Source organism: Serratia sp. CY33525 (genome assembly GCF_052169115.1).
GTDB classification, from domain to species: domain Bacteria; phylum Pseudomonadota; class Gammaproteobacteria; order Enterobacterales; family Enterobacteriaceae; genus Serratia; species Serratia sarumanii.
Genome location: NZ_JBJNLK010000008.1, coordinates 228,056 through 251,052, shown reverse-complemented (window position 1 = coordinate 251,052; position 22,997 = coordinate 228,056). Strand labels below are relative to the sequence as shown.

Genomic DNA, 22,997 nt, shown 5'->3' with positions numbered 1-22,997 from the left:
TCGCCGGGCCGTTATTTTCTTAATGCCGATCGTTATCAGCTTCAGCCTATGAAAAATAATTACAATCTCCGCAGCATCACTGCCAAAGCCATCGGCCAGGTGCTGGATCAAGGGCAGTCGCTCAGCACTGTCCTGCCAACACTCCAAACCGCCATCAGCGATAAGGACCGCGGGTTGCTGCAGGAACTGTGCTTCGGCACGTTGCGCGTGCTGCCGCAGCTCGAATGGTGCATTCAACAATTGATGGCCAAGCCGCTGACCGGCAAACAGCGTACGCTGCACTATCTGCTGATGGTCGGCCTGTATCAGCTGCTGTATACCCGTATCCCGCCGCACGCCGTATTGGCCGAAACCGTGGAAGGCGCGGTGGCGCTGAAACGCCCACAGTTGAAAGGCCTGATTAACGGCGTCTTGCGGCAATTCCAGCGCCAGCAGGAAGAGCTGCTGCAGCGCGCCGCCAACAATGACAGCCGCTATCTGCACCCGAGCTGGTTGCTGAAACGCATTCAACAAGCCTATCCCGCCAACTGGGAACAGATCGTCGACGCCAATAACCAGAAGCCACCAATGTGGCTGCGCGTCAACCGCCTGCATCACACCCGCGAAGCTTATCTGCAGTTGCTGACCGACGCAGGCATCGCCGCGGAGCCTCATTCAGACTATGCCAACGCGGTGCGTTTGCTGGCGCCTTGCGCCGTGACCGATCTGCCTGGGTTCGCCGACGGCTGGGTCACCGTGCAAGATGCCTCAGCCCAGGGCTGTGTCGATCTATTGGATCCGCAAGACGGTGAACAGATCCTCGATTTGTGCGCCGCGCCTGGCGGCAAAACCACGCATATTCTGGAAGCGGCGCCGAAAGCGCACGTCATGGCGGTCGATATCGACGAACAGCGCCTGGCGCGGGTGAAGGAAAACCTGCAGCGCCTGCGTTTGCACGCAGAGGTTAAGCTGGGCGATGGCCGCACCCCGCAGCAATGGTGCGGTGACAAGCTGTTCGACCGGATCCTGCTGGACGCGCCTTGTTCCGCCACCGGCGTGATCCGCCGTCACCCCGACATCAAATGGCTGCGCCGCGATCGCGACATCGCCGAACTCGCCGCGCTGCAGGCCGACATCCTGGAAGCCGTCTGGCCCCATCTGAAATCGGGCGGCGTGATGGTTTACGCTACCTGCTCTATCCTGCCAGATGAAAACAGCAGCCAGATCGCCGCGTTCTTGCAGCGCCACGCCGATGCCAAGCTGGTTGAAACCGGCGATGCGCAGCGGCCGGGGCGGCAGAATATCCCGCATCCCGAGGACGGCGATGGCTTCTTTTACGCTAAGCTGATTAAAATGTAATGCTTCGGGGTGTGCGTGCGCGCCCTAAGTCTTTCAGTGTGAAGCAGAGAACACGATGAAAATAATTATTCTTGGTGCCGGTCAGGTTGGCGGGACGCTGGCGGAAAACCTGGTGGGTGAAAACAACGATATCACCGTCGTCGATACCGATTCCGGCCGGCTGCGTCAGCTGCAGGATAAATTCGATCTGCGGGTGGTTCAGGGGCACGGCTCTCATCCTCGGGTGCTGCGCGAAGCCGGCGCAGAAGACGCTGACATGCTGGTCGCCGTCACCAACTCCGACGAAACCAACATGGTTGCCTGCCAGATCGCCTATTCTCTGTTCAATACCCCCAACCGCATCGCCCGTATCCGCGCGCCGGAATATATCCGCGAGTCGGAGAAACTGTTCCTGCCGGAAGCGGTGCCGATCGACCATCTGATTTCACCGGAGCAGCTGGTCATCGACTATATCTACAAGCTGATTGAATACCCGGGCGCGCTGCAGGTGGTCAACTTCGCCGAAGGCAAGGTCAGCATCGCTGCGGTTAAAGCCTATTACGGCGGCCCGCTGGTCGGCAATGCGCTCTCTTCGATGCGCGAACACATGCCGCATATCGACACCCGCGTCGCCGCTATTTTCCGCCAGGACAGACCAATACGTCCGCAAGGCTCGACCATTATCGAAGCCGGTGATGAAGTCTTCTTCGTCGCCGCATCACAGCACATCCGCGCGGTGATGAGCGAACTGCAGCGGCTGGAAAAACCCTATAAGCGCATCATGATCGTCGGCGGCGGCAACGTCGGCGCCGGCCTGGCCGCCAAGCTGGAAAAAGACTACAACGTCAAACTGATCGAGCGGAACCAGCAACGCGCCGCCGAACTGGCCGAGCAGCTGCACGATACCATCGTGTTCTACGGCGATGCCTCCGACCAGGAGCTGCTGGCCGAAGAGCACGTCGAACAGGTGGATGTCTTCATCGCCATCACCAACGACGATGAGGCCAACATCATGTCCGCCATGCTGGCCAAGCGCATGGGCGCCAAGAAGGTGATGGTCTTGATCCAGCGCCGCGCCTATGTCGATCTGGTGCAGGGCAGCGTGATCGATATCGCCATTTCGCCGCAGCAGGCGACCATCTCCGCCCTGTTGGGGCACGTGCGCAAAGCGGATATCGTCAGCGTCTCGTCGCTGCGCCGCGGCGTGGCGGAAGCGATCGAAGCGATTGCCCACGGCGATGAAAGCACGTCCAAAGTGGTCGGCCGCATCGTCGAAGACATCAAGCTGCCACCGGGTACCACCATCGGCGCGATCGTACGTGGCGACGACGTGATCATCGCCAACGGCAACAGCAAAATCGAACAGGGCGATCACGTCATCATGTTTATTACCGACAAGAAATTCGTGCCGGACGTTGAACGCTTGTTCCAACCGAGCCCGTTCTTCTTGTAGAACGAATTTATTAGGCGGTGGTCTATAATCGCGTAGTTGTTCTCTGCCTTGGGAGGAGATAAAACTTCTCTCCTTTTGTGGCAAAGGGAAATTGCTTTGTTAAACTTGAGTTATTAATTCTGCAAGGGGTGCGTTCTATGAGTATGTTGAAAGAGTTTCGCGAATTTGCCATGCGTGGCAACGTGGTCGATCTGGCCGTCGGTGTGATTATCGGTGCCGCATTCGGCAAGATTGTTTCGTCCTTCGTGGCCGATATCATCATGCCACCACTGGGGTTACTGATCGGCGGCGTCGACTTTAAACAATTCCATCTGGTATTACGTGAAGCTCAGGGCGCCGTACCGGCGGTGGTAATGAACTACGGTTCATTCATTCAAACCGTATTCGACTTCGTGATTGTCGCCTTCGCCATCTTCCTGGCAATTAAATTGATGAACAAAATGCGCCGCAAGCAGGAAGAAGCGCCGGCAGCGCCGCCAGCACCTACCGCAGAAGAGAAACTGCTGACGGAAATCCGTGACCTGCTGAGCCAGCAACAGCAGCCAAAACTGTAAAACAGCGTTTGGTTATGCCAATAAAAAGCCACCTGACGAAGGTGGCTTTTTTAATGCCTTAAAACCAGAAGGCCAGTGGTAAATTATCGCTTGATAGTTTACCACTGGCCTCCCAGTTACCGCCTTTGTTGTGTTTTTCTTTACGCCGATAGCTGCCTTTGCCTTTCACATTCTTTTCTACTCGTTGACGGAATAGCGGATCATGCAGCAGCGCCTCAATGGCGTTATCTTGAATCTGACCTTTAGTGTGACGATATTTCGTCATGATAATGCTCCTGTAAAAGGTGTGGTGATAAAACGGGGCGATAATACTGCCGGCGGTATAAAAATTAAAGTGCCGTCAGCAACCTTTTTTGCCTTTTTCATCGCTGGCGCCCTGTTCCAAGGCTTCCAGAATAGAACAATAATTGCTGGTATGGGCAGTACCGCAGCAGGCATCACTCAGCCGCTTCAGCGATTCGCGCATGCGAGTCAGCTCCGCCAACTTGCTTTCCACTTCGCTCAGGCGCGCATCGACGATCGACTTCGACTCCTGGCAGGTATGATGTTCAGGATCGACGCGGATCGACAGCAGCTCAGCGATCGTTTCCAGAGTAAATCCCAGCTGCTTGGCATAGCGAATGAAGCGCAGCCGCTGCAGATCCTGCTCGGTGTAGAGCCGATAACCACCTTCGGTGCGGACATTGTGATCCATCATGCCCTGCTTTTCATAGTAACGCACGGTATCCGGCGTCACTTCGGCAAGCTTGGCCAACTGACCTATCTTGAACATTACTTCTCCTCCCGGGTGAATTTGCCGTCCAATGCACGCTGATATTCACCATGCAAGAAAGCCGTACTCATCCCAGCCTGACGCAACCGGTGCTCCAGCAGCGCCATGCGTTTGCTGAGTTCGACATAGTCCTGATGCTCACTGTTAATCCCTTGCAGCAAACGAGCAACGGTCAATGCCTCTTTGCGATCTTCCAGCTCCGGCGGCAGGTAACCGGCATTTTTCAGCAAACGGTAACCGGCGCGCAGTTCAGCCGGCACCGCGCTGTCATCTTCCAGCGCCAACGGTTGGCCCTGGCCGGGCAGATTGTCAAACTCGCCTTTATCCTGGGCATCAAGGATATGACGTTCCGCCCATTGATCGAGCAGCCCCATGAAAGACAGCCTCGGTTAGCCTAATGATTAAACCTTAGCATAGCGGATAGGGGCGGGGATCTTAAGCGCAGCGGGGGAATTACGCACATTTGGCTGGGTTTGGACGTAAAAAAACCGGGCAAGCCCGGTTTTTTTACGCGTCTACAGATTACTCTGCAGTTGCTACTTCTGCTTGAGACTCAGCACGATCAACCAGCTCGATGTATGCCATCGGCGCGTTGTCGCCTGCGCGGAAGCCACACTTCAGAATGCGAGTGTAACCACCGGCACGGCTCGCGAAACGCGGGCCCAGCTCGTTAAACAGTTTTGCCACGATCTCGTTATCACGAGTACGGGCGAATGCCAGACGACGATTAGCTACGCTGTCGGTCTTGGCAAGAGTAATCAGCGGCTCAACAACGCGACGCAGCTCTTTTGCTTTTGGCAGGGTCGTCTTGATGATCTCATGACGAACCAAAGAGCCGGCCATGTTACGGAACATAGCCTGGCGATGGCTGCTGTTACGGTTCAGTTGACGACCACTCTTACGATGGCGCATGACCTTATCCTTCTCAGTAAAACCTTAACCTGTGATCCGGTTACTCGTCAGCAATGCTTGCCGGCGGCCAGTTTTCCAGGCGCATGCCCAGAGACAGACCACGTGAGGCCAGCACGTCTTTAATCTCGGTAAGAGATTTTTTACCCAGGTTTGGCGTTTTCAGCAACTCAACCTCGGTACGCTGTACCAGATCACCGATGTAGTGGATAGCTTCTGCCTTGAGGCAGTTAGCAGAGCGGACAGTCAATTCCAGATCGTCAACAGGGCGCAGCAAGATCGGATCGAATTCCGGTTTCTCTTCTTTAACTTCCGGCTGACGTACATCACGCAGGTCAACGAAAGCTTCAAGTTGTTCAGCCAGAATGGTGGCCGCACGGCGGATCGCCTCTTCAGGATCGATCGTGCCATTGGTCTCCATCTCGATGACCAGCTTATCCAAGTCAGTACGCTGTTCTACACGCGCAGCTTCAACATTGTAGGCGATACGCTCTACAGGGCTGTAGCAGGCGTCAACCAACAGACGACCGATTGGGCGCTCATCTTCTTCCGAATGAATTCGGGCAGAAGCCGGCACATAACCGCGACCGCGCTGAACTTTGATACGCATGCTGATAGCCGCGTTCTCATCAGTCAGGTGGCAGATCACGTGCTGAGGCTTGACGATTTCGACATCACCATCATGGGTGATGTCGGCAGCGGTCACAGGGCCAATGCCAGATTTATTCAGGGTAAGAATAACTTCGTCTTTGCCTTGAACTCTCACCGCCAGCCCTTTCAGGTTGAGCAGGATCTCCAGGATATCTTCCTGTACGCCTTCTTTGGTGCTGTACTCATGCAGTACACCATCAATCTCAACCTCGGTCACCGCGCAACCCGGCATAGATGAAAGCAGAATACGGCGCAGTGCGTTGCCAAGAGTATGGCCAAAGCCACGCTCTAAAGGCTCAAGGGTCACCTTGGCGTGCGTCGAACTGACTTGCTCGATATCTACCAGGCGCGGTTTTAGAAACTCTGTCACAGAACCCTGCATTGTGTCCTCTCTTTGGTACTAAGCTTTACTTGGAGTAAAGCTCGACGATCAGGTGTTCGTTAATGTCCGCAGACAGATCGGTACGTTCAGGCATACGCTTGAACACGCCTTCCATCTTAGCAGCATCAACTTCCAGCCAAGTCGGCTTTTCACGCTGCTCAGCCAGCTCCAGAGAAGCTTTAACACGAGACTGCTTTTTAGCTTTCTCGCGGATGCTGACTACGTCATTCGGAGATACCTGATAAGAAGCGATGTTAACAACGCGACCGTTTACCATAACTGCTTTGTGGCTAACCAGCTGACGTGACTCTGCACGAGTAGCGCCGAAGCCCATACGGTAAACAACGTTGTCCAGACGACCTTCCAGCAGCTGCAACAGGTTTTCACCGGTGTTGCCCTTCAGGCGGGTTGCTTCTTTGTAATAGTTACGGAATTGACGCTCCAGAATGCCGTACATACGGCGAACTTTCTGCTTCTCACGCAACTGAACACCGTAATCAGACAGACGCGGTTTACGCGCACCGTGCTGACCAGGTGCTTGTTCAATTTTACACTTGGAATCGATCGCGCGAACGCCAGACTTAAGGAACAGGTCTGTGCCCTCACGACGGCTCAGCTTGAGCTTAGGACCCAAATATCTTGCCATTTTCTTTCTCCAACAATCCTAAAAGCTGCGTTACACGCGGCGCTTTTTCGGCGGACGACAACCGTTATGAGGGATCGGAGTCACATCAGTAATGTTAGTGATGCGGAAACCAGCCGCGTTCAGAGCGCGGATAGTAGACTCACGACCAGGACCAGGTCCTTTAACCATAACTTCCAGGTTCTTGATACCGTATTCTTTTACTGCGTCAGCACAACGTTCTGCTGCAACCTGTGCTGCGAACGGAGTGGACTTACGAGAACCACGGAAACCGGAACCACCGGCTGTTGCCCAACCCAAAGCATTACCCTGACGATCAGTGATGGTAACGATGGTGTTGTTGAAAGAAGCATGGATATGAGCCACGCCGTCAGAGACTTGCTTTCTTACACGCTTACGTGTACGAACAGGTGCCTTTGCCATTATTCAATAACCCCGATTATTTCTTGATCGGCTTGCGCGGACCCTTACGGGTACGAGCGTTGGTCTTGGTGCGCTGACCGCGTACCGGCAGACCACGACGATGACGCAAACCACGATAGCAACCAAGGTCCATAAGACGCTTGATGCTCAGGGTAATTTCACGACGCAAATCACCCTCAACGGTGTATTTGGCAACTGCATCACGAAGCTTTTCGATTTGCTCTTCAGACAGCTCACTGATCTTAACATTTTCAGCAATACCCGTGGATGCACAGATAGCCTGTGAACGGGTTTTACCGATACCGAAGATCGACGTTAAGGCGATAACGGTATGTTTATGATCAGGAATGTTAATGCCTGCTATACGGGCCACTATGCACTCCTACTATTTTATACAGCAACACCATTCTGAAAAGCCCGTTTTCAGGATACTCAAATAGTGTTGCAGTGCGACATACAAAAGATTGGCTGGCTAATCTAGCCAGCTCAACCCAACTTTGCAAGAAAAATATGCGAGATAATCAGCCTTGACGCTGTTTATGCTTCGGCTCGGCGCTGCAAATCACACGAACGACACCGTTACGCTTAACGATTTTGCAGTTACGACATAATTTCTTGACGGAAGCACGAACTTTCATTTTTACTCTCCGTAACTTCTCAAACGAATCTGACTAGCGGTTATAGCCTTTCAGATTTGCTTTCTTCAATGCAGACTCGTACTGACTTGACATCATCAGAGTTTGCACTTGAGCCATAAAGTCCATGATGACGACAACCACGATCAGTAGCGAGGTACCACCAAAGTAGAATGGTACTTTCATTGCATCACGCATGAACTCCGGGATCAGGCAGATGAAAGTAATGTACATCGCGCCCACCAGGGTTAAACGCGTCATTACTTTATCGATATACTTCGCCGTTTGCTCTCCCGGACGAATTCCTGGTACGAAGGCACCGGACTTCTTCAGGTTATCTGCTGTCTCACGCGGGTTGAAGACCAACGCCGTGTAGAAGAAACAGAAGAAGATGATTGCAGACGCATAGAGTAACACATAAAGCGGTTGCCCTGGCTGCAAATACAGCGAAATCGTAGTCAGCCAGTTCCAACCGGTACCGCCCCCAAACCATGATGCAATCGTGGCCGGGAACAGAATAATGCTGGAAGCGAAAATCGCCGGGATAACACCCGCCATGTTCACTTTCAACGGTAAATGTGTGCTCTGTGCTGCATAAACACGACGACCTTGTTGACGCTTCGCATAGTTAACGACGATACGACGTTGACCACGCTCGATGAAAACAACGAAGAAGGTTACTGCAAACACCAATACTGCAACCAACAGCAGCAGGAGGAAGTGCAGGTCGCCTTGCCGCGCTTGCTCGATAGTATGGGCCACTGCCGGCGGGAGCCCCGCTACAATACCCGCGAAGATAATGATCGAGATACCGTTGCCGATACCGCGTTCAGTAATCTGCTCACCCAGCCACATCAGGAACATTGTCCCGGTTACCAGGCTCACAACCGCAGTAAAGTAGAATGCAAAGCCTGGATTTAACACCAGGCCCTGCATACCAGGCATATTCGGCAGACCGGTAGCAATACCGATCGACTGGAATATGGCCAATACCAGCGTACCGTAACGGGTGTACTGGCTAATCTTGCGACGGCCAGCCTCCCCTTCTTTCTTGATTTCCGCCAACGCTGGATGAACCACCGTCAGCAGCTGGATAATGATCGACGCCGAGATATACGGCATGATCCCCAGAGCAAAGATAGAAGCACGGCTGAGGGCACCACCAGAGAACATGTTAAACATTTCAATGATAGTGCCTCTCTGCTGCTCAAGCAATTTGGCAAGCACAGTGGCATCGATACCAGGAATCGGAATGAAAGAGCCGATGCGGAAGACAATCAGCGCGCCGATGACAAACAAAAGTCTGCGCTTCAGCTCGCCGAGCCCGCCTTTAGCACTTTGAAAATCTAATCCTGGTTGCTTAGCCATCTGCTACTTATTCCTCAATTTTACCGCCAGCAGCCTCGATAGCAGCACGAGCGCCTTTGGTGACACGCAGACCACGCAGGGTTACCGGACGAGCGACTTCGCCAGAAAGTACAACTTTCGCGAATTCGATCTGGACACCAACTACGTTAGCGGCTTTCAGCGCGTTCAGGTCGATAACATCGCCTTCAACCAGAGCCAGTTCAGACAGACGAACTTCTGCCGTGATCATCGCTTTGCGTGAAGTGAAGCCGAATTTCGGCAGACGACGGTACAGAGGCATCTGACCACCTTCGAAACCACGACGTACGCCACCGCCAGAACGAGACTTCTGACCTTTGTGACCACGGCCGCCGGTTTTACCCAGGCCAGAACCAATACCACGACCTACACGCTTAGGCGCATGCTTGGCACCTTCAGCCGGAGACAGAGTATTTAAACGCATCTGTTACTCCTCAACTTTAACCATGTAGGAAACCAGGTTGACCATACCGCGAACAGCAGGAGTATCCTCGCGCTCTACGGTGTGACCAATACGACGCAGACCCAGACCGAGCAGAGTAGCTTTATGCTTCGGCAGACGGCCAATTGAGCTGCGAGTTTGTGTAACTTTAATAGTCTTAGCCATGGTCAATTACCCCAGAATGTCGGCAACGGATTTACCACGCTTAGCAGCGACCATTTCAGGAGACTTCATATTCGCCAGAGCGTCGATAGTTGCACGAACCACGTTGATCGGGTTGGTGGAACCATAAGCTTTAGCCAATACGTTGTGCACCCCAGCAACTTCGAGAACGGCGCGCATTGCACCGCCCGCGATGATACCGGTACCTTCATGAGCAGGCTGCATGAACACGCGAGAACCCGTGTGAGCGCCCTTAACAGGGTGCTGCAGGGTGCCGCTGTTCAGCGCGACGTTCATCATGTTGCGACGGGCTTTTTCCATCGCTTTCTGGATCGCTGCTGGAACTTCGCGTGCTTTGCCGTAGCCAAAACCAACGCGACCGTTACCATCACCAACTACAGTCAGTGCGGTAAAGCTGAAAATACGGCCACCTTTTACGGTTTTAGATACGCGGTTTACCGCGATCAGCTTTTCCTGCAGTTCGCCAGCTTGTTTTTCGATGTGAGCCATCTTAAACCTCTTCCTTAGAACTGAAGGCCAGCTTCACGGGCAGCATCTGCCAGTGCCTGGACTCGACCATGATATTGGAAACCGGAACGGTCAAAGGATACTTTCGCAATCCCTTTTTCCAACGCGCGCTCAGCCAGAGCTTTACCTACGGCTGCTGCTGCGTCTTTGTTACCGGAATACTTCAGTTGCTCCGCGATAGCTTTTTCTAAAGTAGAAGCGGCTACCAGTACTTCAGAACCGTTTGGAGCAATCACCTGTGCGTAAATGTGACGCGGGGTACGATGTACCACCAGGCGGGTTGCACCCAGCTCTTGGAGCTTGCGGCGTGCGCGGGTCGCACGACGGATACGAGCAGATTTCTTATCCATAGTGTTACCTTACTTCTTCTTAGCCTCTTTGGTACGCACGACTTCGTCGGCGTAACGAACACCTTTGCCTTTGTAAGGCTCAGGACGACGGTAAGCACGCAGATCTGCTGCTACCTGGCCAATTACCTGCTTATCAGCGCCTTTCAGCACGATTTCAGTTTGGCTTGGGCATTCAGCAGTGATACCTGCCGGCAGCTGGTGATCGATAGGGTGAGAGAAGCCCAGGGCCAAATTCACCACGTTGCCTTTAACGGCAGCACGATAACCAACACCTACCAGTTGAAGCTTTTTGGTGAAGCCTTCGGTAACACCAACAACCATTGCGTTCAGCAGAGCGCGCGTGGTACCCGCTTGAGCCCATGCGTTAGCAAAACCTTCGCGCGGAGCGAAAGTCAGTGCGTTAGCTTCTTGCTTCACTTCAACGGCGTCGTGGATAGTACGAGTCAACTCGCCGTTTTTACCCTTAATCGAAATAACCTGACCGTTGAGTTTTACCTCTACGCCGGCAGGAATGACGACGGGTGCTTTTGCAACACGAGACATTCTTTCCTCCCGAATTAAGCTACGTAGCAGATAATCTCGCCACCAAGACCAGCCTGGCGAGCTGCACGATCGGTCATAACACCTTTAGAGGTAGAAACAACAGCGATACCCAAACCGGCCATAACTTTTGGCAGCTCATCTTTTTTCTTGTAGATGCGCAGACCTGGACGGCTGATACGTTGAATGCTTTCTACCACAGCTTTGCCCTGGAAGTACTTCAGTACCAGTTCCAGAACAGGCTTGGCGTCGCCTTCGATTTTGAAATCTTCAATAAAACCTTCTTCCTTCAGCACGTTGGCAATTGCCACTTTCAGCTTGGAGGAAGGCATGGTGACCGCAACTTTGTTCGCGGCTTGACCGTTACGGATACGGGTCAGCATATCCGCGATCGGATCTTGCATGCTCATCTGTCTTTACTCCCGTGATTCAATTGGTAATTACCAGCTAGCCTTTTTCAAGCCTGGTACTTCACCGCGCATAGCGGCTTCACGAAGCTTAATACGGCTCAACCCGAATTTGCCCACATAACCATGTGGACGGCCAGTTTGGCGGCAGCGTTTACGCTGACGAGACGGGCTGGAATCACGCGGCAGAGTTTGCAGCTTGAGAACGGCATTCCAACGATCTTCATCGGATGCGTTCACATCAGAGATAATAGCTTTCAGTTCAGCGCGTTTTGCAAAGAACTTGTCAGCTAATTTCACGCGCTTGACTTCGCGTGCTTTCATTGATTGCTTAGCCATCAGTAACCCTGCCTTACTTGCGGAACGGGAAGTTAAAAGCAGCCAGCAGCGCGCGGCCTTCATCATCAGATTTCGCAGTAGTGGTAATGGTAATATCCAAACCACGAACGCGATCGACTTTGTCATAGTCGATTTCTGGGAAGATGATTTGCTCACGCACGCCCATGCTGTAGTTGCCACGGCCATCGAATGACTTGGCGGACAGGCCACGGAAGTCACGGATACGTGGAACAGCAATGGAGATCAGGCGCTCAAGGAACTCCCACATGCGTTCGCCACGCAGAGTTACTTTACAGCCGATCGGATAGCCCTGACGGATTTTGAAGCCTGCAACAGATTTGCGGGCTTTGGTGATCAACGGTTTTTGACCGGAGATAGCTGTCAGGTCCGCTGCGGCGTTATCCAGCAGTTTCTTGTCAGCAATCGCTTCACCAACACCCATGTTCAGGGTGATCTTCTCGACCCGAGGGACTTGCATGACAGAGTTGTAATCAAACTGAGACATCAGTTGTTTGACTACCTCGTCTTTGTAGTAATCATGCAGTTTCGCCATCGTATTACTCCAAATTACTTGATAGTTTCGCTGTTAGATTTGAAGAAACGGACTTTTTTGCCGTCTTCGAATCTAAAGCCTACACGGTCAGCCTTGCCGGTAGCCGCGTTGAAGATAGCAATGTTAGAAACCTGAATTGCAGCTTCTTTTTCAACAATGCCGCCTGGTTGGTTCAGAGCCGGAACCGGCTTCTGGTGTTTCTTAACCAGGTTGATGCCTTCAACAATGACCTTGCCAGCAGACAGGACATTTTTTACTTTACCGCGCTTACCTTTGTCTTTCCCGGTAATCACGATAACTTCGTCATCACGACGGATCTTCGCTGCCATGTTCGCTCCTTAGAGTACTTCTGGTGCCAGAGAGATAATTTTCATGAACTTCTCATTACGCAGTTCACGAGTTACCGGCCCAAAAATACGCGTACCGATTGGCTGCTCGCTGTTATTGTTCAAAATAACGCATGCATTGCCATCGAAGCGAATGACAGAACCGTCCGGGCGACGTACACCCTTCTTGGTGCGCACCACTACCGCCTTCAGAACATCGCCTTTCTTCACCTTACCGCGAGGAATTGCTTCCTTGATGGTAATTTTGATGATGTCGCCGACGCCTGCGTAGCGACGGTGCGAGCCACCTAGAACCTTGATACACATTACGCGACGTGCACCGGAGTTGTCGGCGACGTTCAGCATAGTCTGTTCTTGGATCATTTTAGTGCTCCGCTAATGTCAACTACTACTTTAAAGACCCAAGTAAAAATTAGGCCGTTGAAAAGCCCCATAACCGAGGGCGCAGCATTATAACACCGCTTACTTGGTATGGGTAGAAAAAATAAACGGCTCATTTTCTGAGCCGTTTATTAAGTGAGAGCCAGCTACTCTATTACAGAATCGCTTTCTCTACAACGCGAACCAGCGTCCAGGACTTGGTCTTGGACAGTGGGCGGCATTCGCGGATTTCCACCACGTCGCCGGTACCACATTCGTTGTTCTCGTCATGTACGTGCAGTTTGGTCGTACGTTTGATGAATTTCCCGTAGATCGGGTGCTTCACAGTACGTTCGATAGCAACAACGATGGATTTCTCCATTTTATCGCTAACAACACGACCCTGCAGGGTACGGATAACTTCAGTCATTTACACACCCGCCTTTTGAGTCAGTAAAGTCTTAACGCGTGCGACGTCACGACGCACTTGTTTCAACAGGTGAGTTTGTTGCAGCTGGCCACTGGCCGCCTGCATGCGCAAGTTGAATTGCTCACGCAGCAGGTTGAGCAGCTCGGCATTCAGCTCTTCAACGCTTTTTTCACGCAGCTCTTGTGCTTTCATTACATCACCGTCTTAGTTACAAAGGTGGTTTTGATCGGCAGTTTCGCTGCTGCCAGTTTGAATGCCTCGCGGGCAACCTCTTCTGGCACGCCGTCCATTTCGTACAGGACCTTACCAGGCTGGATCAGGGCAACCCAATACTCCACGTTACCCTTACCTTTACCCATACGCACTTCCAGCGGCTTCTCGGTGATCGGTTTGTCCGGGAATACACGGATCCAGATCTTGCCTTGACGCTTAACTGCACGAGTCATTGCACGACGAGCTGCTTCGATTTGACGAGCAGTCAGACGGCCACGGCCAACAGCTTTCAGACCGAAAGTGCCGAAGCTAACATCCGTACCTTGCGCCAGACCACGGTTGCGGCCCTTGTGCACCTTACGGAATTTTGTACGCTTTGGTTGTAACATCAGCGACTCTCCTTACTTGCGGCCTTTACGCTGCTGCTTTTTAGGTTGAGCAGCCGGTTCCGGTTGTTCAACTGCAGCCATACCACCCAGGATCTCACCTTTGAAGATCCATACCTTAACGCCGATTACACCATAAGTGGTGTGCGCTTCAGATGTGTTGTAGTCGATGTCCGCACGCAGAGTGTGCAATGGAACACGACCTTCGCGGTACCATTCGGTACGTGCGATTTCAGCGCCGCCAAGACGGCCGCTTACTTCAACTTTGATACCTTTAGCGCCAAGACGCATTGCGTTCTGTACTGCACGCTTCATAGCACGACGGAACATCACGCGACGTTCCAGCTGAGAAGTGATGCTGTCAGCAACCAATTTAGCGTCGAGTTCCGGTTTACGGACTTCGGCGATGTTGATCTGTGCAGGAACGCCAGCGATGTCCGCTACGACCTTGCGCAGTTTTTCGACGTCTTCACCTTTCTTACCGATAACGATGCCTGGGCGAGCAGTGTGAATGGTCACACGGATGCTCTTCGCAGGACGCTCGATAACGATGCGAGAAACGGAAGCTTTCGACAGTTCCTTAGTCAGGAATTGACGAACTTTAAAGTCGCTGTCCAGGTTGTCAGCGAATTCTTTGGTATTCGCATACCAAGTAGAGTTCCAAGGTTTGACAATACCCAGGCGAATACCATTAGGATGTACTTTCTGACCCATTGCTAGTCTCCAGAGTCTCAGCGATCGGACACAACCACAGTAATGTGGCTGGTGCGCTTCAGGATGCGATCTGCACGACCTTTTGCACGCGGCATAATGCGCTTCATGCTTGGGCCTTCGTCTACGAAGATTTTCGTAACTTTCAGATCATCGATGTCAGCGCCATCGTTGTGTTCTGCGTTAGCAATGGCAGACTCCAGCACTTTCTTAACCAGACCAGCAGCTTTCTTGTTGGTGTAGGTCAGAGTTTCCAGAGCTTGCGACACTTTCTTACCGCGAATCAGGTCAGCAACAAGGCGAACCTTCTGAGCAGAAGAACGAGCGTGGCGATGTTTAGCGATAGTTTCCATCTCTTCCTCCTACCTTAGCGCTTTTTAGCTTTTTTATCAGCCGCATGGCCGCGATAAGTACGAGTCGGCGCGAATTCACCCAGTTTGTGACCGACCATTTCATCGGAAACGAACACTGGTACGTGCTGACGACCATTATGGACAGCGATGGTCAAACCGATCATGTTAGGAAAGATCGTTGAACGACGGGACCAAGTGCGCAAAGGCTTCTTGTCACCGCTTTCCACCGCTTTCTCTACCTTCTTCAGCAAGTGCAGGTCAATAAAAGGACCTTTCTTGAGAGAACGTGGCATGGCTTATCCTCTAATTATTTTTTGCTACGGCGACGTACGATGAACTTATCAGTACGCTTGTTGCTACGGGTCTTCTTACCTTTGGTCTGAACGCCCCACGGAGTTACCGGGTGCTTACCAAAGTTACGACCTTCACCACCACCGTGCGGGTGATCTACCGGGTTCATCGCCGTACCGCGAACGGTAGGACGAACACCACGCCAACGTGCAGCACCTGCTTTACCCAGAACGCGAAGCATGTGTTCAGCGTTACCGACTTCACCCAGGGTGGCGCGGCAATCAGCTGGAACTTTACGCATTTCGCCGGAGCGCAGACGCAGAGTTACGTAGGAACCATCACGAGCAACGATCTGAACGTAGGCACCAGCGGAGCGAGCCATCTGGCCGCCTTTACCTGGTTTCATTTCTACGTTGTGAACCGTTGAACCAACTGGAATGTTGCGCATCGGCAGGGTGTTACCCGCTTTGATTGCAGCATCAACGCCAGATTGAATCTGGTCACCAGCTTTCAGGCCTTTCGGCGCCAGGATGTAACGGCGTTCGCCGTCTTTGTACAGAACCAACGCGATGTTCGCGGAACGGTTCGGATCGTACTCCAGACGCTCAACCACAGCAGGGATACCGTCTTTGTTGCGCTTGAAGTCAACCAGACGATAATGTTGCTTGTGGCCACCACCGATATGACGGGTGGTGATACGGCCATTGTTGTTACGACCACCGCTTTTGCTCAGTTTTTCCAGCAGCGGGGCATAAGGTTTACCCTTGTGCAGCTCAGGGTTAACCACTTTAACAACGTGGCGACGACCCGGAGATGTAGGTTTACATTTAACAATTGCCATTGTTCTTACTCCTCCGACTTACTCTGCGCCGCCGATGAAGTCCAGATTCTGGCCTTCTTTCAGGGTGACGTAAGCTTTTTTCCAGTCGCTACGACGACCAACACGCTGACCGTGACGCTTCACTTTCCCTTTAACTACCAGGGTGTTCACGTCTTCGACTTCGACTTCAAACAGTTTCTGCACTGCAGCTTTGATTTCTGCTTTGGTCGCGTCTTTGGCAACTTTGAGAACGATGGTGTTGCTTTTTTCCATCGCAGCGGATGCTTTTTCAGATACGTGCGGTGCACGCAGCACTTTCAGCAAACGTTCTTCACGGATCATGCCAGCATCTCCTCAACTTGCTTCACAGCATCAGCAGTCATAACCACTTTGTCGAAGGCGATCAGGCTAACCGGATCGATACCTGCTACATCGCGCACGTCAACCTTGTACAGGTTGCGAGCTGCCAGGAACAGATTCTCATCCAGTTCACCGGTCACGATCAGCACGTCTTCCAGAGCCATATCTTTCAGTTTCTGTGCCAGCAGCTTAGTTTTAGGCGCTTCTACAGAGAACTTCTCGACAACGATCAGACGATCTTGACGTACCAGTTCGGACAGGATGCTTTTCAGCGCGCCGCGGTACATCTTTTTGTTTACTTTCTGACTGTGGTCCTGTGGCTTAGCAGCAAAGGTCACGCCGCCTGAACGCCAGATCGGGCTCTTTACAGAACCTGAACGCGCACGGCCGGTGCCTTTCTGACGCCATGGCTTTTTGCCGGAACCAGTTACTTCAGCACGGGTCTTCTGAGCACGGGTACCTTGACGGGCACCTGCTGCATAAGCAACAACAACCTGGTGTACCAGCGCTTCGTTGAAATCACGACCGAAGGTAGTTTCGGAAACAGTCAGCGCGCTTTGCGCGTCTTTCAATACTAATTCCATTGCTATCCCCTTACGCCTTCACAGCTGGTTTAACGATCAGGTTGCCACCGGTTGCGCCCGGTACAGCACCCTTAACCAGCAGCAGGTTGCGCTCAGCGTCAACACGTACTACGTCCAGGCTCTGAACGGTTACGCGCTCATCACCCAGGTGGCCAGCCATTTTCTTGCCTTTGAACACTTTGCCCGGAGTCTGGTTCTGACCGATAGAACCCGGAACGCGGTGAGACAAGGAGTTACCGTGGGTAGCGTCTTGGGTACGGAAGTTCCAGCGCTTAACAGTGCCAGCAAAACCTTTACCTTTAGAAGTACCGGTAACATCGACTTTTTTAACGTCAGCGAAGATTTCTACGCTAATTTCCTGACCTGCAGCGAATTCTTGACCTTCTTCCAGGCGGAATTCCCACAGACCACGCCCAGCTTCAACGCCAGCTTTAGCGAAATGGCCCGCTTCCGGCTTGGTTACTCGGTTAGCTTTTTTGCTACCGGTGGTAACCTGAACGGCACGGTAACCGTCGGTGTCCAGGCTTTTAACCTGAGTCACGCGGTTCGCTTCAATTTCAATTACGGTTACTGGGATAGAAACGCCATCTTCAGTGAAGATACGGGTCATACCCACTTTTTTACCGACTAAACCAATCATTGTTTCAACCTCTCAATCGCTCAATGACCTGATTAACCCAGGCTGATCTGCACGTCTACACCGGCAGCCAGATCCAGACGCATCAGAGCATCAACGGTTTTCTCGGTTGGCTCAACGATGTCAACCAGACGCTTGTGAGTGCGAATCTCGTACTGATCGCGCGCGTCTTTGTTGACGTGCGGAGAAATCAGAACGGTAAAGCGCTCTTTGCGAGTTGGCAGCGGGATCGGACCACGGACTTGCGCACCAGTGCGCTTTGCAGTCTCGACGATTTCCGCGGTTGATTGATCGATCAGACGATGATCAAACGCTTTCAGGCGGATACGGATTCTTTGGTTCTGCATGAGACCAGAGCTCCAATTATTTATAAACGTAAATAATTACTCCTCACACCCATTTCGATTGATGGGGGAGTGTAATCGTCAACATATAACCCCCATATCGGGAGTATTGTTCGAGAGGCAAAAAAGGCCTGCCAATCGACTGATTCGCTAAAATCAGGCTTACCAAGATTAGGTAAGCCCGCGCATTATACGCAAAATGGCCGAGGAAGCAAGCCGCAGTTGGAAATATGCTCAGGAAATCGTCATTTTTGCGCGTTCAGATGCAGTCGCGAGATGAAGGCGGCAAACAGGGTATGAATTATGCTTGGTAGGGACGCTCCCCTGCCCCACCGTAAAAACGGTTGCCGGCAGGAGAAACGATGACGAACAGAAGGCAGGTTTACTCTTTGCGCTCTAGAACCTGAGCCTGGGCATAGTTTTGAATACCGAGGCGAGCGATCAGATCCAGCTCGGTTTCCAGCCAGTCGATATGCTCTTCTTCATCGGCCAGGATGTCGATCATTAAATCGCGGCTGACGTAATCGTGGATCGAGTCGGCATAGGCGATACCTTCGCGCAGGTTTTTGGCACCCGCCAGCTCCAGCGCCAAATCGGAACGCAGCATCTCTTCAATGTCTTCGCCGATGTTCAGCTTGCCGAGATCTTGCAGGTTCGGGATCCCTTCCAGGAACAGGATACGCTCGATGTAGCGATCGGCATGTTTCATTTCGTCGATCGACTCGTGGTACTCCTTGTCGTTGAGGCGCATTAACCCCCAATTCTTGAACATGCGGGCGTGCAGGAAATATTGATTGATGGCAACCAGCTCGTTACCGAGCAGCTTGTTGAGGTGAGCAATGATCTTTTTATCGCCTTTCATAGGTAATTCCTCCTGGCCAGTTCTAAAAGTGTAGAACCTGTAAGCCAAGAGTCAAAAATAACCTTACCCTTTGTTAGGCAACTTCATGCATTGGGATGATAGTTCCGCGTTCCTCCACCATAATCTGTCTTGCCTGACGAATGCACTTTCCACAATCGGTACCAATCGGCACAAGTTCACGCAGCTGCTTCATGGTATGGGGATTGTGCTGACGCACCGCATTACGGATCGCTTTGTCAGTCACCGCATTACACAGACATACATACATAGAGAGACTCACTTCTTAACCAATGCACTGAGTCTAAATAGGAATGGTTTTTATTTCAATTAAGATTTAAACAAATTGCATAAAAAAAGGGCACCGAAGTGCCCTTTTTTGTGTCGAAAAAATTATTCGCGATTAAGCGATAACTTTAGCAACAACGCCCGCGCCAACGGTACGGCCGCCTTCACGGATTGCGAAACGCAGACCGTCGTCCATCGCGATTGGGTGAATCAGGGTTACAACCATGTTCACGTTGTCGCCTGGCATTACCATCTCTACGCCTTCTGGCAGTTCGATGGTACCGGTCACGTCAGTTGTACGGAAGTAGAACTGTGGACGGTAGCCTTTGAAGAATGGAGTGTGACGACCACCTTCATCTTTGCTCAGGATGTACACTTCAGATTCGAACTGGGTGTGTGGCTTGATAGAGCCTGGCTTCGCCAGTACCTGACCACGTTCGATTTCTTCACGTTTGATACCACGCAGCAGAACACCTACGTTCTCACCAGCACGGCCTTCGTCCAGCAGTTTGCGGAACATTTCAACGCCAGTACAGGTAGACTTAACGGTGTCTTTGATACCAACGATTTCAACTTCTTCGCCAACTTTGATGATACCGCGCTCAACACGACCGGTAACAACGGTACCACGACCGGAGATGGAGAATACGTCTTCGATTGGCAGCAGGAACGGCTTGTCGATAGCACGCTCTGGCTCTGGGATGTAGCTGTCCAGCGCTTCGGCCAGTTCGATGATTTTCGCTTCCCACTCAGCTTCGCCTTCCAGCGCTTTCAGCGCGGAACCGCGGATTACTGGCAGGTCGTCGCCTGGGAAGTCGTAAGCGGACAGCAGTTCGCGAACTTCCATTTCTACCAGTTCCAGCAGCTCTTCATCATCAACCATGTCGCATTTGTTCATGAATACGATGATGAAAGGAACGCCAACCTGACGACCCAGCAGGATGTGCTCACGGGTCTGAGGCATTGGGCCGTCAGTCGCAGCAACTACCAGGATCGCGCCGTCCATCTGCGCAGCACCGGTGATCATGTTTTTCACGTAGTCGGCGTGCCCTGGGCAGTCAACGTGCGCGTAGTGACGAGTCGGGGTGTCATACTCAACGTGAGAGGTGTTGATGGTGATACCACGAGCTTTTTCTTCTGGCGCGTTATCGATCTGGTCGAAAGCACGTGCAGAACCGCCGTAGGTTTTAGCCAGAACGGTGGTGATCGCTGCAGTCAGGGTAGTTTTACCGTGGTCAACGTGGCCGATAGTACCAACGTTAACGTGCGGTTTTGTACGTTCAAATTTTTCTTTAGACACGGCTATATTCCTTACTATAGCGCTCTCCCCTTCTGGAGAGAGCACGGGACTTTGGTTTTAACCCTGCGGCTTATTTGCCACGGGCTTCGATTACGGCCTGAGCGACGTTGTTCGGTGCATCATCATACTTCAGGAATTCCATGGTGTATGATGCGCGACCTTTAGTCAGAGAACGCAGCTGAGTTGCGTAGCCGAACATTTCGGACAACGGTACTTCAGCGTGGATCTTAACGCCAGTCACTTCAGATTCCTGACCGCGCAGCATGCCGCGACGACGGCTCAAGTCACCGATAACGTCACCGGTGTTCTCTTCTGGAGTCTCAACTTCAACCTTCATGATAGGCTCAAGCAGAACTGGTTTCGCTTTCTTAAAGCCTTCTTTAAAGGCGATAGACGCGGCCAGTTTAAACGCCAGTTCAGAGGAGTCAACGTCGTGGTAAGAACCGAAGTGCAGACGAATACCCATGTCTACTACCGGGTAACCAGCCAACGGACCAGACTTCAGCTGCTCCTGGATGCCTTTATCAACGGCAGGGATGTATTCGCCAGGAATTACACCACCTTTGATGTCGTTGACGAACTCGTAACCTTTCGGGTTAGAGCCCGGCTCCAGTGGGTACATGTCGATCACAACGTGACCGTACTGACCGCGACCACCAGACTGCTTGGCGTGCTTACCTTCAACATCGGTAATCTTCGCGCGAATCGCTTCGCGGTAAGCTACCTGAGGTTTGCCCACGTTAGCTTCAACGTTGAATTCACGCTTCATGCGGTCAACGATGATGTCGAGGTGCAGTTCACCCATACCGGCGATGATGGTCTGGTTAGACTCTTCGTCAGTCCATACGCGGAATGACGGGTCTTCTTTAGCCAGACGGCCCAGAGCCAGACCCATTTTTTCCTGGTCAGCTTTGGTTTTCGGTTCAACGGCGATAGAGATTACCGGCTCAGGGAATTCCATACGCTCCAGGATGATTGGAGAGTCTGGATCACACAGGGTGTCCCCGGTGGTCACGTCTTTCAGACCGATCGCAGCGGCGATGTCGCCTGCGCGAACTTCTTTGATCTCTTCACGCTTGTTAGCGTGCATCTGAACGATACGGCCGAAACGCTCGCGCGCAGACTTAACGGAGTTCAGCACGGTGTCGCCGGAGTTAACAACGCCGGAGTACACACGGAAGAAGGTCAAGTTACCCACGAACGGGTCGGTAGCGATTTTGAACGCCAGAGCAGAGAACGGCTCGTCATCACTTGCGTGACGCTCAGCCGGAGTGTCTTTACCGTCGTCCAGGATACCGTTGATCGCAGGAACGTCAGTTGGTGCCGGCAGGTATTCGATTACCGCATCCAGCATCGCCTGCACGCCTTTGTTCTTGAACGCAGAACCGCAGGTAACCAGGATGATTTCGTTGTTCAGTACGCGCTGACGCAGAGCAGTTTTGATTTCTTCCTCGGTCAGCTCTTCGCCGCCCAAGTATTTTTCCATCAGCTCTTCGGAAGCTTCCGCAGCGGACTCGATCAGGTTCTGGCGCCATTCTTCAGCCAGATCCATCATGTCAGCCGGGACGTCTTCGTATTCGAAGGTTACGCCTGCGTCTTCTTCGTTCCAGTTGATCGCCTTCATTTTCACCAGGTCGATAACGCCGGTGAATTTGTCTTCTGCGCCGATAGCCAGCTGCAGAGGAACAGGGTTGGCGCCCAGACGAGATTTGATCTGGCCTACAACTTTCAGGAAGTTAGCGCCCATACGGTCCATTTTGTTAACGAACGCGATACGTGGCACTTTGTATTTGTTAGCCTGACGCCATACGGTTTCAGACTGTGGCTGAACACCACCAACAGCACAGTAAACCATTACCGCGCCATCCAGCACACGCATGGAACGTTCTACTTCGATGGTGAAGTCAACGTGCCCTGGGGTGTCGATGATGTTTACGCGATGCGGTTCGAACTGCTTGGCCATACCAGACCAGAAAGCAGTAGTCGCTGCAGAAGTGATGGTAATACCACGCTCCTGCTCCTGTTCCATCCAGTCCATGGTGGCAGCGCCGTCATGAACTTCACCGATTTTGTGGTTTACACCGGTGTAGAACAGAATACGTTCGGTAGTGGTGGTTTTACCGGCGTCGATGTGAGCACTGATACCGATGTTGCGGTAGCGTGCAATGGGTGTTGTACGAGCCATTTGATTCCTCTATTCCTAGGGCGTTCAAGTTCAGTTAACCCAAGCGGGCCGATTTGACGCGCCCGCTTGGTTAGCATGACTAC

Annotated in this window: 38 protein-coding genes; 3 read left to right on the top strand and 35 right to left on the bottom strand. The window is 52.3% G+C overall.

What is annotated here, in order from left to right; all coding sequences use genetic code 11:
• The first annotated feature begins 48 nt into the window (after window positions 1-48).
• From rsmB to mscL, 3 genes are all read left to right on the top strand, one after another.
• A complete protein-coding gene (rsmB, locus tag ACJ8IM_RS19595) occupies window positions 49-1,338 on the top strand; it encodes a 16S rRNA (cytosine(967)-C(5))-methyltransferase RsmB (protein WP_033655289.1) in 1,290 nt (429 codons plus the stop codon).
• Window positions 1,339-1,393: 55 nt separating this feature from the next.
• Window positions 1,394-2,770, top strand: a complete 1,377-nt coding sequence (gene trkA, locus ACJ8IM_RS19590; protein WP_033636248.1) for a Trk system potassium transporter TrkA — start codon at window positions 1,394-1,396, stop codon at window positions 2,768-2,770.
• A gap of 137 nt (window positions 2,771-2,907) precedes the next feature.
• Window positions 2,908-3,324 carry a large-conductance mechanosensitive channel protein MscL gene (gene mscL / locus ACJ8IM_RS19585; RefSeq protein WP_025304493.1) on the top strand — a complete coding sequence of 139 codons (417 nt, stop codon included), beginning with the start codon at window positions 2,908-2,910 and terminating at the stop codon, window positions 3,322-3,324.
• Window positions 3,325-3,382: 58 nt separating this feature from the next.
• Here the strand turns inward: mscL and ACJ8IM_RS19580 are convergent, their stop codons facing one another.
• The 35 genes from ACJ8IM_RS19580 to fusA form a co-directional block, all read right to left on the bottom strand.
• The gene (locus ACJ8IM_RS19580; RefSeq protein ID WP_033639242.1) at window positions 3,383-3,589 is read right to left on the bottom strand and encodes an alternative ribosome-rescue factor A; all 207 of its coding nucleotides are present in this window, start codon (window positions 3,587-3,589) and stop codon (window positions 3,383-3,385) included.
• A 75-nt stretch (window positions 3,590-3,664) separates the two neighbouring features.
• Window positions 3,665-4,096, bottom strand: coding sequence for a Zn(2+)-responsive transcriptional regulator (zntR, locus tag ACJ8IM_RS19575; RefSeq protein ID WP_033636251.1), 432 nt, complete (start codon window positions 4,094-4,096; stop codon window positions 3,665-3,667).
• Window positions 4,096-4,470, bottom strand: coding sequence for a DUF1992 domain-containing protein (locus tag ACJ8IM_RS19570; RefSeq protein WP_033655288.1), 375 nt, complete (start codon window positions 4,468-4,470; stop codon window positions 4,096-4,098). The genes zntR and ACJ8IM_RS19570 overlap by 1 nt, the downstream gene beginning before the upstream one ends.
• A gap of 148 nt (window positions 4,471-4,618) precedes the next feature.
• Window positions 4,619-5,008: a 50S ribosomal protein L17 gene (gene rplQ / locus ACJ8IM_RS19565; RefSeq protein WP_004929726.1), complete on the bottom strand. Its 390-nt coding sequence runs from the start codon at window positions 5,006-5,008 to the stop codon at window positions 4,619-4,621.
• 40 nt (window positions 5,009-5,048) lie between these two features.
• Complete coding sequence (locus tag ACJ8IM_RS19560) at window positions 5,049-6,038, bottom strand: DNA-directed RNA polymerase subunit alpha (protein WP_002919219.1); 990 nt, start codon at window positions 6,036-6,038, stop codon at window positions 5,049-5,051.
• 25 nt (window positions 6,039-6,063) lie between these two features.
• Window positions 6,064-6,684 carry a 30S ribosomal protein S4 gene (rpsD, locus tag ACJ8IM_RS19555; protein ID WP_004929729.1) on the bottom strand — a complete coding sequence of 207 codons (621 nt, stop codon included), beginning with the start codon at window positions 6,682-6,684 and terminating at the stop codon, window positions 6,064-6,066.
• Between the two features lie 30 nt (window positions 6,685-6,714).
• Window positions 6,715-7,104 carry a 30S ribosomal protein S11 gene (rpsK, locus tag ACJ8IM_RS19550; protein ID WP_004929731.1) on the bottom strand — a complete coding sequence of 130 codons (390 nt, stop codon included), beginning with the start codon at window positions 7,102-7,104 and terminating at the stop codon, window positions 6,715-6,717.
• A gap of 16 nt (window positions 7,105-7,120) precedes the next feature.
• Complete coding sequence (gene rpsM, locus ACJ8IM_RS19545) at window positions 7,121-7,477, bottom strand: 30S ribosomal protein S13 (RefSeq protein ID WP_004929734.1); 357 nt, start codon at window positions 7,475-7,477, stop codon at window positions 7,121-7,123.
• Window positions 7,478-7,625: 148 nt separating this feature from the next.
• Window positions 7,626-7,742, bottom strand: a complete 117-nt coding sequence (gene rpmJ / locus ACJ8IM_RS19540) for a 50S ribosomal protein L36 (RefSeq protein ID WP_002227352.1) — start codon at window positions 7,740-7,742, stop codon at window positions 7,626-7,628.
• A gap of 33 nt (window positions 7,743-7,775) precedes the next feature.
• The gene (gene secY, locus ACJ8IM_RS19535; RefSeq protein ID WP_004929740.1) at window positions 7,776-9,107 is read right to left on the bottom strand and encodes a preprotein translocase subunit SecY; all 1,332 of its coding nucleotides are present in this window, start codon (window positions 9,105-9,107) and stop codon (window positions 7,776-7,778) included.
• Window positions 9,108-9,114: 7 nt separating this feature from the next.
• The gene (rplO, locus tag ACJ8IM_RS19530) at window positions 9,115-9,549 is read right to left on the bottom strand and encodes a 50S ribosomal protein L15 (protein ID WP_004929742.1); all 435 of its coding nucleotides are present in this window, start codon (window positions 9,547-9,549) and stop codon (window positions 9,115-9,117) included.
• A gap of 3 nt (window positions 9,550-9,552) precedes the next feature.
• Window positions 9,553-9,732, bottom strand: coding sequence for a 50S ribosomal protein L30 (rpmD, locus tag ACJ8IM_RS19525; RefSeq protein WP_048232028.1), 180 nt, complete (start codon window positions 9,730-9,732; stop codon window positions 9,553-9,555).
• 6 nt (window positions 9,733-9,738) lie between these two features.
• Entirely contained in the window at window positions 9,739-10,239 is a 501-nt protein-coding gene (gene rpsE / locus ACJ8IM_RS19520; RefSeq protein ID WP_004929747.1) for a 30S ribosomal protein S5, read from the bottom strand.
• Window positions 10,240-10,253: 14 nt separating this feature from the next.
• The gene (rplR, locus tag ACJ8IM_RS19515; protein ID WP_004929748.1) at window positions 10,254-10,607 is read right to left on the bottom strand and encodes a 50S ribosomal protein L18; all 354 of its coding nucleotides are present in this window, start codon (window positions 10,605-10,607) and stop codon (window positions 10,254-10,256) included.
• Between the two features lie 9 nt (window positions 10,608-10,616).
• The gene (rplF, locus tag ACJ8IM_RS19510; RefSeq protein ID WP_004929751.1) at window positions 10,617-11,150 is read right to left on the bottom strand and encodes a 50S ribosomal protein L6; all 534 of its coding nucleotides are present in this window, start codon (window positions 11,148-11,150) and stop codon (window positions 10,617-10,619) included.
• A 14-nt stretch (window positions 11,151-11,164) separates the two neighbouring features.
• Window positions 11,165-11,557 (bottom strand): 30S ribosomal protein S8, encoded by a 393-nt coding sequence (gene rpsH / locus ACJ8IM_RS19505; RefSeq protein WP_004929753.1) that lies wholly within the window; start codon window positions 11,555-11,557, stop codon window positions 11,165-11,167.
• 30 nt (window positions 11,558-11,587) lie between these two features.
• Window positions 11,588-11,893 (bottom strand): 30S ribosomal protein S14, encoded by a 306-nt coding sequence (gene rpsN, locus ACJ8IM_RS19500; protein WP_004929754.1) that lies wholly within the window; start codon window positions 11,891-11,893, stop codon window positions 11,588-11,590.
• Window positions 11,894-11,906: 13 nt separating this feature from the next.
• On the bottom strand, window positions 11,907-12,446 hold the full coding sequence (gene rplE, locus ACJ8IM_RS19495; protein ID WP_033636253.1) for a 50S ribosomal protein L5: 540 nt from the start codon (window positions 12,444-12,446) through the stop codon (window positions 11,907-11,909).
• A 14-nt stretch (window positions 12,447-12,460) separates the two neighbouring features.
• Window positions 12,461-12,775 (bottom strand): 50S ribosomal protein L24, encoded by a 315-nt coding sequence (gene rplX, locus ACJ8IM_RS19490; RefSeq protein ID WP_004929758.1) that lies wholly within the window; start codon window positions 12,773-12,775, stop codon window positions 12,461-12,463.
• A 9-nt stretch (window positions 12,776-12,784) separates the two neighbouring features.
• Complete coding sequence (gene rplN / locus ACJ8IM_RS19485; RefSeq protein WP_000613954.1) at window positions 12,785-13,156, bottom strand: 50S ribosomal protein L14; 372 nt, start codon at window positions 13,154-13,156, stop codon at window positions 12,785-12,787.
• A gap of 172 nt (window positions 13,157-13,328) precedes the next feature.
• Entirely contained in the window at window positions 13,329-13,583 is a 255-nt protein-coding gene (rpsQ, locus tag ACJ8IM_RS19480) for a 30S ribosomal protein S17 (protein ID WP_004929760.1), read from the bottom strand.
• Complete coding sequence (gene rpmC / locus ACJ8IM_RS19475) at window positions 13,584-13,775, bottom strand: 50S ribosomal protein L29 (protein WP_004929762.1); 192 nt, start codon at window positions 13,773-13,775, stop codon at window positions 13,584-13,586.
• Window positions 13,775-14,185 (bottom strand): 50S ribosomal protein L16, encoded by a 411-nt coding sequence (gene rplP, locus ACJ8IM_RS19470; protein WP_004929764.1) that lies wholly within the window; start codon window positions 14,183-14,185, stop codon window positions 13,775-13,777. The genes rpmC and rplP overlap by 1 nt, the downstream gene beginning before the upstream one ends.
• Window positions 14,186-14,197: 12 nt before the next feature.
• Window positions 14,198-14,896: a 30S ribosomal protein S3 gene (rpsC, locus tag ACJ8IM_RS19465; RefSeq protein ID WP_004929766.1), complete on the bottom strand. Its 699-nt coding sequence runs from the start codon at window positions 14,894-14,896 to the stop codon at window positions 14,198-14,200.
• Window positions 14,897-14,913: 17 nt separating this feature from the next.
• Window positions 14,914-15,246 (bottom strand): 50S ribosomal protein L22, encoded by a 333-nt coding sequence (rplV, locus tag ACJ8IM_RS19460; protein ID WP_002223844.1) that lies wholly within the window; start codon window positions 15,244-15,246, stop codon window positions 14,914-14,916.
• A 14-nt stretch (window positions 15,247-15,260) separates the two neighbouring features.
• On the bottom strand, window positions 15,261-15,539 hold the full coding sequence (rpsS, locus tag ACJ8IM_RS19455; RefSeq protein WP_004929772.1) for a 30S ribosomal protein S19: 279 nt from the start codon (window positions 15,537-15,539) through the stop codon (window positions 15,261-15,263).
• 14 nt (window positions 15,540-15,553) lie between these two features.
• A complete protein-coding gene (gene rplB, locus ACJ8IM_RS19450; protein ID WP_004929775.1) occupies window positions 15,554-16,378 on the bottom strand; it encodes a 50S ribosomal protein L2 in 825 nt (274 codons plus the stop codon).
• 18 nt (window positions 16,379-16,396) lie between these two features.
• Window positions 16,397-16,699 carry a 50S ribosomal protein L23 gene (gene rplW / locus ACJ8IM_RS19445; protein WP_004951179.1) on the bottom strand — a complete coding sequence of 101 codons (303 nt, stop codon included), beginning with the start codon at window positions 16,697-16,699 and terminating at the stop codon, window positions 16,397-16,399.
• A complete protein-coding gene (gene rplD / locus ACJ8IM_RS19440) occupies window positions 16,696-17,301 on the bottom strand; it encodes a 50S ribosomal protein L4 (protein ID WP_004929779.1) in 606 nt (201 codons plus the stop codon). Before rplD ends, rplW begins: the two co-directional genes overlap by 4 nt.
• Window positions 17,302-17,311: 10 nt before the next feature.
• The gene (rplC, locus tag ACJ8IM_RS19435) at window positions 17,312-17,941 is read right to left on the bottom strand and encodes a 50S ribosomal protein L3 (protein ID WP_015379265.1); all 630 of its coding nucleotides are present in this window, start codon (window positions 17,939-17,941) and stop codon (window positions 17,312-17,314) included.
• Between the two features lie 32 nt (window positions 17,942-17,973).
• The gene (gene rpsJ / locus ACJ8IM_RS19430; RefSeq protein WP_001181005.1) at window positions 17,974-18,285 is read right to left on the bottom strand and encodes a 30S ribosomal protein S10; all 312 of its coding nucleotides are present in this window, start codon (window positions 18,283-18,285) and stop codon (window positions 17,974-17,976) included.
• A 379-nt stretch (window positions 18,286-18,664) separates the two neighbouring features.
• Complete coding sequence (gene bfr, locus ACJ8IM_RS19425) at window positions 18,665-19,144, bottom strand: bacterioferritin (protein WP_033636255.1); 480 nt, start codon at window positions 19,142-19,144, stop codon at window positions 18,665-18,667.
• A gap of 73 nt (window positions 19,145-19,217) precedes the next feature.
• Window positions 19,218-19,412: a bacterioferritin-associated ferredoxin gene (gene bfd, locus ACJ8IM_RS19420; RefSeq protein WP_015379266.1), complete on the bottom strand. Its 195-nt coding sequence runs from the start codon at window positions 19,410-19,412 to the stop codon at window positions 19,218-19,220.
• Window positions 19,413-19,544: 132 nt separating this feature from the next.
• The gene (gene tuf / locus ACJ8IM_RS19415; protein WP_015376315.1) at window positions 19,545-20,729 is read right to left on the bottom strand and encodes an elongation factor Tu; all 1,185 of its coding nucleotides are present in this window, start codon (window positions 20,727-20,729) and stop codon (window positions 19,545-19,547) included.
• Window positions 20,730-20,799: 70 nt separating this feature from the next.
• The gene (gene fusA, locus ACJ8IM_RS19410; protein WP_033654876.1) at window positions 20,800-22,914 is read right to left on the bottom strand and encodes an elongation factor G; all 2,115 of its coding nucleotides are present in this window, start codon (window positions 22,912-22,914) and stop codon (window positions 20,800-20,802) included.
• Window positions 22,915-22,997: the final 83 nt, after the last annotated feature.